The organism is Mesorhizobium sp. M1428 (genome assembly GCF_040317515.1).
Taxonomy (GTDB): Bacteria; Pseudomonadota; Alphaproteobacteria; order Rhizobiales; family Rhizobiaceae; genus Mesorhizobium.
In genome coordinates this window covers 1-7,173 of record NZ_JAMYKT010000058.1, presented here as the reverse complement: position 1 = coordinate 7,173, position 7,173 = coordinate 1, and the positions used below count along the sequence as shown (strand labels likewise).

Genomic DNA, 7,173 nt, shown 5'->3' with positions numbered 1-7,173 from the left:
TGTTTTGCGCCGTCTACGCATCCCCCGCCCCCCCTGCCCCGCTAACCCTGGGGGGCAGGGCCCCCCGCCGCCCCCCGGTACTCAACGCTTACTTCAGTTCGACCTTGGCGCCGGCTGCTTCCAGCTGGGCCTTGAACTTGTCCGCGTCGGCCTTGGAAACGGCTTCCTTGACCGGCTTCGGAGCCGCCTCGACCAGGTCCTTGGCTTCCTTGAGGCCAAGACCGGTGATGGCGCGAACTTCCTTGATGACATTGATCTTCTGAGCGCCTGCCTCGGTGAGGACGACGTCGAATTCCGTCTTTTCCTCGACCGGAGCAGCAGCGGCCGCAGCGCCGCCGGCAGCGGCAACCGCCACCGGAGCAGCGGCGGAAACGCCCCACTTTTCTTCAAGAAGCTTCGACAGCTCGGCCGCCTCGAGGACGGTCAGCTTCGAAAGGTCGTCTACGATCTTTGCCAGATCAGCCATTGCAATATTCCTTCATAAGGTTCGAACGTGTGTTTGTGATAGCGAGGAACGGCCTCATGCCGCCTCGTCCTTCCGGGCGTAAGCGCCGATGACGCGCGCGACCGAAGCCGCAGGCGCATTGACGATCTGGGCGATCCGGGTTGCCGGCGTGGCGATCATGCCAACCAGCCTGGCGCGCAGCTCATCGAGCGACGGAAGTGTGGCGAGTGCCTTCACACCGTCGGCATTGAGCGAGGTGGTGCCCATTGCGCCGCCGAGAATGACGAGCTTGTCATTTCCCTTGGCGAAATCGGACGCGACCTTCGGCGCCGCAATCGGATCCTCCGAATAGGCGATCAGCGTCTGTCCCTTGAACAGCTCGATGATCGATGCGGAGTCCGTGCCCTGAAGAGCGATTTTGGCGAGACGGTTCTTCGCGACTTTGACGGTGCCACCGGCGGCGCGCATTTTCGACCGAAGGTCGTTCATTTGCGCGACGGTGATACCGGCGTAGTGGGCCACGACGACTGAACCCGCGCTTGAAAACGCATCATTCAGGCCCGTGACGAGTTCGCGTTTTTCCGCTCTGTCCACTGCCTATCTCCAGTTGACCCCTGCCCTCTACGAAGGACAGGCGTCGGGTTGCCTTTTGCCGGCCGGGCCATCCAGTAACGGATCTCCCGAACGACGCTCGAGGATCCTGCCCCCTTTCGCCACACCTGCCGGCTAGCCGGACGGGTGCGCAGACAAAAGGCAAACACGGTTCGAACCTTTCATTGGAGCTTTTGGCTCCTTTGTCCGGTCTTCACCCGTCTCATGCAGGCCCACATGAATTAAGGCCCACATCACCTAAGGCTTGGGGGCCGCCTGCAATCTCGGACAGGATGTCCGGAAGCCTTTCGACTTCCGGTACCGGGCCGCCGACAGGTCGGAGGCCCGGAATTCTTTCACGGATCAGCGTTTTAGCGGCCGATCCAATTGTTCGTATCAGGACGCTGCGAGCGTCGAGACGTCGAGCTTGAGGCCCGGGCCCATCGTCGAGGTGACCGACACCTTCTTGACGTAGTTGCCCTTGGCACCAGCGGGCTTTGCCCTGGTTACCGCGTCAGCGAAAGCGCGGACGTTTTCTTCCAGCGCCTTGACGTCGAACGAGACCTTGCCGACGCCTGCATGAACGATGCCGGCCTTCTCGACGCGGAACTCGACGGCGCCGCCCTTCGATGCCTTGACCGCGGCGGTAACGTCGGTGGTGACGGTGCCGACCTTCGGATTCGGCATCATGCCGCGCGGGCCGAGCACCTTGCCGAGACGTCCGACCAGCGGCATCATGTCCGGCGTGGCGATGCAGCGGTCGAAGTCGATCGTGCCCTTCTGGACGATGTCGACCAGATCCTCGGCTCCGACGATGTCGGCGCCGGCGGCCTTGGCCTCCTCGGCCTTGTCACCACGCGCGAAGACGGCGACGCGAACGCTGCGGCCGGTGCCGTTCGGCAGGTTGACCACGCCGCGGACCATCTGGTCGGCATGGCGTGGGTCGACGCCGAGGTTCATCGCGACTTCGATGGTCTCGTCGAACTTCACCGAGGAGCGATCCTTGAGCAGCTTCAGCGCCTCACCCAAAGCGTAAGCCTTGTTGGGATCGATGCCTTCGCGGGTCTTCGATACACGCTTTGCAATCTTTGCCATGATCTCAGCCCACCACTTCCAGACCCATCGAGCGGGCGGAGCCCTCGACCATGCGCATGGCCGCCTCGACGTCGTTTGCGTTCAGATCCTTCATCTTCTGCTCGGCGATGGCGCGCACCTTGTCACGGCCGATCGTGCCGGCCTTGACCTTGCCCGGCTCCTTCGAGCCCGACTTCAGGTTCGCGGCCTTCTTCAGGAAATAGCTCACCGGCGGCGTCTTCATGACGAAGGTGAACGACTTGTCCTGATAGTAGGTGATGACAACCGGAACCGGCGAGCCCTTTTCCATTTCCTGGGTCTGCGCGTTGAACGCCTTGCAAAACTCCATGATGTTGATGCCACGCTGACCAAGCGCCGGGCCGATCGGGGGCGACGGCGTGGCCGATCCCGCGGAAACCTGGAGCTTGAGCTGGCCTGCAATTTTCTTAGCCATCTCTCTTCCTGCCTTTTCTCATGCCGGTCTTGCCGGCGGTTGCAGTCTGGTGGTGCGGTCCGCGCGGCCGGCTAAAGCCGCATTCGCCTCCCACCCGTTTTTGGCCGCGCGATCTCCGCGCCGCCTTCCCTGCCGCCGAAACCGGTGCAGGGATTTCGGATCAGCCCTTCTCGACCTGTCCGAATTCCAGATCGACTGGCACAGCGCGCCCGAAGATCGAAACTTCCACCTTGAGCCGCGCCCGCTCCTCGTCCACTTCCTGGACGAAACCGTTAAAGGACGCGAATGGTCCATCCGAAACGCGGATCGCTTCGCCGATCTCGAACGTCACCGACGGCTTCGGCCGCTCGACGCCCTCCTGAACCTGGTTCAGGATACGCTGGGCCTCGGCTTCGGTGATCGGCACCGGCTTGGAGTCGCCCAGGAAACCGGTGACCTTCGGCGTGTTCTTGACGAGCGAGAACACGGCGTCGGTCAGATTGGCTTTCAGCAGCACATAGCCCGGAAAGAACTTGCGCTCGGCATCGACCTTGCGGCCGCGGCGGATCTCGACGACCTTCTCGGTCGGCACCACGATCTGCTCGATGTCGGCGGACAGGCCCTTCTGCTTGGCCTTGTTCTCAATGTCCTCGGCGACCTTCTTTTCAAAGTTCGAGTAGGCGTGGACGATGTACCACCGCGCGGTCATTTCAAGACTTCTCCGTAATCGCCGGACTTACTGTCCGAGGCCGAGGATTTTTTCGACCGCAAAGCCCATGGCCACGTCTGCGGTAAAGAAAAAGATCATCGCGATGACCGCGAACACAAGGACCATCACCGTCGAGATCATCGTTTCGCGCCGCGACGGCCAAGTGACCTTGGCGGTCTCCGAGCGAACCTGCTGGAGAAAGGTGAAGGGATTTGTGGTTTTCGAAGCCATATGCCGCTCTGTCTGCAAGACCCGTTGGCCGGGTCTCCTGGATGATCCCGCTGGCCGGGACGTGCCGCTTGAGCGTGCGTTCGCGCCGAATCAGCGCAATCATTTCGCCCATGCAAATCAGACGCGTAAAGCCGGCTTCCCAGCTCCACGCGTCGCGTGTCTGTCTCGTCTACATAAAACCGATTCTTGATCCACGCAAGTGGCAAGTGTCCGCTTTATGGCCAAACGCCGCCTCGGAACCATCCAGTCGTCCCGTCCCGGCTATGCGGCCCTTATGCCGCAACTTATGCTATATGGCAAGTCACAAGCCGATTTTCAAAGGCCGCACCGCAAAAGAATCATTTTAGGCATCCATTCAAAGAATGGCACGGGCAGCAGGGCTCGAACCTACGACCTGCGGTTTTGGAGACCGCCGCTCTACCAACTGAGCTATGCCCGTATGCGCATGTCGGCGCAGCAGGCGCTTCCTAAAAGCTTCCGCGCGCTCTGTAAAGAGCGGTGTGCGCTGCCCAGCCTTCATCTGCGGAAGTCCAGGCGTCCTCCCGGCCATTTCCCGTCGATCCTTTGATTGCTGACGATCAAGCCGACCCAGGGACGCACGATTTCTGGGTCGGTCAGATTGATGTATTTTCCGACCAGCCCCTTCGCACCCCGACGACGCGCGTCGATGAGCCCCTTGCGCACGCCATCATGCCAATCGAACAGCAGATAAACTCTCTCTCCCGCTGTCTTCACCTCGCCCCGGCCAGACTTCCATCTATCCTTGCTGTCGCCCGGAATTGTGGGGTCGGCACCGCCGTTCCATCGGCTGGACCAGCTGCCTTCGATGGTGTCGTTGCGGTCGCGGTCGCTTTCGGTGCCCCAGGCCTCGGCGTTTTCATCGCTTGCAGTTCCCTCCAGTTTCACGCCGGCGGCGAACGCCGACACCTCCTCGTCGTCGGGAGTGGGGACGTCCATGACGCCAAACGGATTTCGGGATCCGCGGTCGCTGTCAAAGACGCTGTCTGAATTTTTCTTGCCTTCCGATCTCATCGCAAAGCCTCCGGTTTCCAGTGTGGCCCGCCATTCGACGGCGACTTTAAACCGTTAGCCTGGAGGACCGAGACCGCCAGAGCCACCCGTTTTCCTGGCGGCAGGGTTTTTCGACCGATTCGTGCCCGGTCAGTCTCCCGAAGGCGGCTTGTACGGTCCGCCGGGCACGCCCCAGCCCCAGGCCGGCATCGGTTCCGTCTCGGGATCGCAGGTCGGGCCCTTGTTGGAGTTCATCTTGGCCAGCCGCGATCCCCATTCGACATAGGCCATGAAGGCCGAGCGGAATTCGGGATCGTCAGGCAACCCAATCTCGTCGGCGGCGTCGGCGAGAAGATTGACCCAGCGCCGGCGCTGCTCCTCGGTCAGATGCTTGCCGAGATGATGCATCACCATCTCGCGATGGCCGCCATGCTTCTCGCTGTAGGTTTTCGGTCCGCCAAAGACTTCGCCGATGAAGGCTGCGACGTGAGCGGGATGGTCCGGCGACATATGCTTGAACACCGGCCCGACGATTGGGTCCCGGGAGACGTTGTCGTAGAAGGTCTGGGTCAGGCGGTTCAGCGCGTCGGACCCGCCGGCCCATTCGAACAATGTCGGGACATCCTGGCTCATTCGCGGTCCCTCCCATGCTGGTCTTCGCTGGACGATAGCGGAAACATCGAGCGCCACTCAACCTGCCTCGATGGCCAGTCAGCCGCAATGCCTGCCTTACGATTTGACCGGCCTATGATTTCACGGGCGTGGTGACCTGAGCCTTGGCGCCCGAGAGCTCGCGGCAGTTCTCCGGCCTTGGCTCCGATCTGCAGATGCCAGGCCCGGTCAATTCGTCCGCGGACCCAGGCCCGGTCGTCAGCCCGACTTTCAGCATCATCTCTGGTTCAACCTGCCGGTAGCGCGAGTATTGCGCCGATTGCATCGCCGAAAACATGCCGGGTCCAACAGTCATGTCCTCGAGATAGGCCTTAACCCGCTGCTCGAAGCCCATCGAATGCACACTCAACTGTGCACGCGGGCCGACCAAGCGTTTGACACCGCCGGCGAGCATGATTGGGCAGGCCGAGCCGCACTCGCCGCCGACATCGACCGTGAGCCCGTTATAGACGCCGTCTTCGGCGGCGCAGTCGGCCTGCCGCGGCTCGCAGCCGATGAAGTCCGTCCGCGCTACCGCTATGTCGAGTTTACGTTCGCGGATCAGCCTTCCGGCGGCGAGAGCGCCAAGCACGTCACCGCCAGGCGAACTGACGACGATGGGCAGGCGCCGGGCGCCGACGCTGTCAAGCAGTTGGCGCAGTTTTTCGGCCGTGTGAGCGGTGATCGTGCCTTCCGCCGAGATCCATTCCGGGCAATTGGGATTGCATAGCGGATTGCTGCCGCGGACCAGGACGAAGCGCATGTCAGCGACCTCCTTCGCCGGCGGGGTTTCGAGCCCTGAAGGTGCAGGCTCGGCGCTCGCCACCACTTGCCCGGCCGGCTTCGCGATATTCGCCGGCGCCGGCAGTTCCCTGCAACTCGCCGGCAACGGATCGGATTTGCATAGGGTTGGCGCGGTCAGCAGGTCGACGGCATCCAGGCTGGTGACGAGGTTCATTTGCAGCATGTCGTAGGAAACCAGTTGCTGGATGCTGCTGGCCGGCGTGCTTTTCATGGTCTCGAGCACGCCCAGGCCGACGCCCATCTCCTTCAGATAGGCCGCCAGCTTCCGCTCCAGCGGCTTGTTCATCTCGTAGGTCTTGTAGCTGCCGGCGTTCTTCCGGCTGACGACCCTGGTGCTGAGTATCTTCTTCTTGCCTTTCACCATGCGGTAGGTGGTGCGGTACAGCAGTTTCGTCCGGATATAGGTCGTGGTGATCTGATGGACGCCGAGAAAGGCCCACTCCCCGACCACGCGCCGGATGCCACCGGAAAACATCAACGGACAGGCGGAATTGCAGATGGCGCCGTTGACATAGGCATCGCCGAAATAACGGGCGCCCTTGCCGTCGTTTTCCTTGCAGTTCTTCACATCTGGCAGACAGCCGACGAAGCGGGTTTTGCCGACGGCGATATCGAGCTTGTTCTTGCGGATCAGGCGACCAAGTGTCAGCGCCGCTTCGACATTGCCGCCGGGGGAATCGACGACGATCGGCAGCTTTCGGGCGCCAAGCGCCTTAAGCGTGCGCTTGAAAAGGGCCGGCGTCCCGGCTTCAATCGAGCCTTCGGCCGATATCCATTCCGGACAGGTCGGCTCGCAGCCCGGCGCGCTGCTGCGGACGACGACGAACCGCATCGTCGGGCCGAAATCCGGCGTGGATTTTTCCGGCGTGGATTTCTTTGCATCCGCTGCGAAAGCAGCGTAGCCCATAACAAGCAACGACGCCAGGCAGATCAGCCCTAGCGACCACCATGCCTGACTATGCAAACGGCGCCATGGAACCATTCGGGCAGCCCCCTCGATGCAACCTATACTAGTTATGGCAGAGGCGCTTGCAACAGGATTTGAAGCAATGCGGTTAATCCATTGCCAGAATATCAGAATCAAAAGGGCGGCCCGAAGACCGCCCTTTTTCATCCGATCTCAACCGGCAGCGCCGGCGATTACTCTTTGATGGTGACGACGATGCCGGCACCGACGGTGCGGCCGCCTTCACGGATGGCGAAGCGCAGCTTCTCTTCCATGGC

The 7,173-nt window shown here is 61.8% G+C and carries 10 protein-coding genes and 1 tRNA gene; all 11 read right to left on the bottom strand.

The annotated features are described in order from the left end of the window. Positions 1 to 88: 88 nt before the first annotated feature. Positions 89 to 466 carry a 50S ribosomal protein L7/L12 gene (gene rplL, locus NKG60_RS32025; RefSeq protein ID WP_023680442.1) on the bottom strand — a complete coding sequence of 126 codons (378 nt, stop codon included), beginning with the start codon at positions 464 to 466 and terminating at the stop codon, positions 89 to 91. A gap of 54 nt (positions 467 to 520) precedes the next feature. Continuing rightward, positions 521 to 1,039, bottom strand: coding sequence for a 50S ribosomal protein L10 (gene rplJ, locus NKG60_RS32020; protein ID WP_008875657.1), 519 nt, complete (start codon positions 1,037 to 1,039; stop codon positions 521 to 523). A 393-nt stretch (positions 1,040 to 1,432) separates the two neighbouring features. Beyond that, positions 1,433 to 2,131, bottom strand: coding sequence for a 50S ribosomal protein L1 (rplA, locus tag NKG60_RS32015; RefSeq protein ID WP_023680441.1), 699 nt, complete (start codon positions 2,129 to 2,131; stop codon positions 1,433 to 1,435). Between the two features lie 4 nt (positions 2,132 to 2,135). Further along, positions 2,136 to 2,564, bottom strand: a complete 429-nt coding sequence (gene rplK, locus NKG60_RS32010; RefSeq protein WP_023680440.1) for a 50S ribosomal protein L11 — start codon at positions 2,562 to 2,564, stop codon at positions 2,136 to 2,138. 160 nt (positions 2,565 to 2,724) lie between these two features. After that, a complete protein-coding gene (gene nusG, locus NKG60_RS32005) occupies positions 2,725 to 3,252 on the bottom strand; it encodes a transcription termination/antitermination protein NusG (RefSeq protein WP_006333333.1) in 528 nt (175 codons plus the stop codon). Between the two features lie 27 nt (positions 3,253 to 3,279). Further along, positions 3,280 to 3,483 carry a preprotein translocase subunit SecE gene (gene secE, locus NKG60_RS32000; RefSeq protein ID WP_352671292.1) on the bottom strand — a complete coding sequence of 68 codons (204 nt, stop codon included), beginning with the start codon at positions 3,481 to 3,483 and terminating at the stop codon, positions 3,280 to 3,282. A gap of 363 nt (positions 3,484 to 3,846) precedes the next feature. Then, a tRNA-Trp gene (locus NKG60_RS31995) sits at positions 3,847 to 3,922 on the bottom strand. A gap of 77 nt (positions 3,923 to 3,999) precedes the next feature. Then, positions 4,000 to 4,515 carry a hypothetical protein gene (locus tag NKG60_RS31990; RefSeq protein ID WP_352671295.1) on the bottom strand — a complete coding sequence of 172 codons (516 nt, stop codon included), beginning with the start codon at positions 4,513 to 4,515 and terminating at the stop codon, positions 4,000 to 4,002. 129 nt (positions 4,516 to 4,644) lie between these two features. After that, positions 4,645 to 5,127 carry a group II truncated hemoglobin gene (locus NKG60_RS31985; RefSeq protein ID WP_352671297.1) on the bottom strand — a complete coding sequence of 161 codons (483 nt, stop codon included), beginning with the start codon at positions 5,125 to 5,127 and terminating at the stop codon, positions 4,645 to 4,647. Positions 5,128 to 5,239: 112 nt separating this feature from the next. Beyond that, a complete protein-coding gene (locus tag NKG60_RS31980; protein ID WP_352671299.1) occupies positions 5,240 to 6,931 on the bottom strand; it encodes a COG3904 family protein in 1,692 nt (563 codons plus the stop codon). Between the two features lie 158 nt (positions 6,932 to 7,089). After that, the coding region (locus tag NKG60_RS31975) for an EF-Tu C-terminal domain-related protein (RefSeq protein WP_455749504.1) at positions 7,090 to 7,173 on the bottom strand (84 nt) is incomplete at its 5' end.

Coding starts and splice junctions, on each gene's coding strand:
- NKG60_RS31980 (WP_352671299.1), bottom strand. CDS start 6,931: ATGGTTCCATGGCGCCGTTTGCATAGTCAGGCATGGTGGTCGCTAGGG.
- NKG60_RS31990 (WP_352671295.1), bottom strand. CDS start 4,515: ATGAGATCGGAAGGCAAGAAAAATTCAGACAGCGTCTTTGACAGCGAC.
- rplK (WP_023680440.1), bottom strand. CDS start 2,564: ATGGCTAAGAAAATTGCAGGCCAGCTCAAGCTCCAGGTTTCCGCGGGA.
- rplA (WP_023680441.1), bottom strand. CDS start 2,131: ATGGCAAAGATTGCAAAGCGTGTATCGAAGACCCGCGAAGGCATCGAT.
- nusG (WP_006333333.1), bottom strand. CDS start 3,252: ATGACCGCGCGGTGGTACATCGTCCACGCCTACTCGAACTTTGAAAAG.
- secE (WP_352671292.1), bottom strand. CDS start 3,483: ATGGCTTCGAAAACCACAAATCCCTTCACCTTTCTCCAGCAGGTTCGC.
- NKG60_RS31985 (WP_352671297.1), bottom strand. CDS start 5,127: ATGAGCCAGGATGTCCCGACATTGTTCGAATGGGCCGGCGGGTCCGAC.
- rplL (WP_023680442.1), bottom strand. CDS start 466: ATGGCTGATCTGGCAAAGATCGTAGACGACCTTTCGAAGCTGACCGTC.